At 31.7% G+C, this 1,123-nt stretch carries 1 protein-coding gene; it reads right to left on the bottom strand.

From position 1 onward, the window contains the following. A partial coding sequence (locus V7068_RS22200) for an STM2767 family DEAD/DEAH box helicase (protein WP_499714591.1) occupies positions 1–1,123 on the bottom strand: 1,123 nt, incomplete at both ends.

Raw genomic sequence — 1,123 nt, 5'->3', positions numbered from 1 at the left:
CGTATTTACTTTCCAATTAAAATGAGTACCTATAAGCACCCCTATCTGTCCCATAAGATCGAAATATTGATTTCCCTTATCTAAAACGACAATAGCTATATCTTCTGGACCAACGGTAGGATGCTGTTCTTTAATTTCTTCAATAATGTTGATTAAACTAGATTTAAATTCCTTGTTTTCATACTCAATTAACTTTATACTATCTATTTCTTCGTAATCAATATCTGTAAATTTACGTAAAGGATCACGACTTAGTATCATTTCTCTTTCGGCAGACTTTTCTACGTTATATCCACAAGCTTTCCACTGATCATCAGTTAATTTTCTAATACCTACTTCTTCAAATAACCCAAAACCTACACCATGTGCAAACATCAACGTTCTAGGGTCTGTTCTATAGCATTTATTTAGAAGAAAGTCTGGTTTAGTTTCGTTAGTATTAGCTTGAAAAATGTTTTGGAAAATGTCCCCTGCTACATATACAGTTTTGGCTGTTACTAATTCACAGAGTTCAAAAAAGCTTTCTTGGAAATCCTGACTTTCATCAATTAAAACATAGTCAAACATTGGAGAGATTTCTTCACCTTTGGATGATAAAAACTCAATGGCTTCTCTACATGCTGAATCAAAACTTCCTTGCATAAGACCTTGGAATGGAATTCCGTACTTTTTACAAATTAAGCTATACATTCCTACATTATTCGGGTCATTTTTAGATCCCCAACTATGCATTATCCATAATCGTTCATCCCATTTAATTTGTTCTTCGACTTTCATAAAATCGAAAAAAGATGGCACTCGGTTCTTTAATGAATTAGCAAGTGCTTTGTTAAAACAAGTAAATGCAATTCTGTTTTCATCATTTTCCGTATACAGCTCTTTTACTTTATGCAGTAGTAATTCTGTCTTTCCAGTACCCGCTAACCCTTGGATTGTAATTCTATCTGCATCTTTCTTTTTGAAAATAAATCTAGTTTGGTCACCGTCAAACAAAATAATATTTTGTTTAACTTTTTCCAGTGTTGTTTGAGGTAATTCTTCAGTAATTTTATCTATGTGATTAATACTACCTATACATAAAGAAATTAATAATTCAATTTGACGTTTTTTAATTTCATCTTCA

Source organism: Bacillus sp. JJ634, from assembly GCF_036962285.1.
Classification (GTDB): Bacteria; Bacillota; Bacilli; order Bacillales; family DSM-1321; genus Peribacillus; species Peribacillus asahii_A.
The sequence above is the reverse complement of the archived record's forward strand: the minus strand, read 5'-3'. Positions and strand labels throughout refer to the sequence as shown.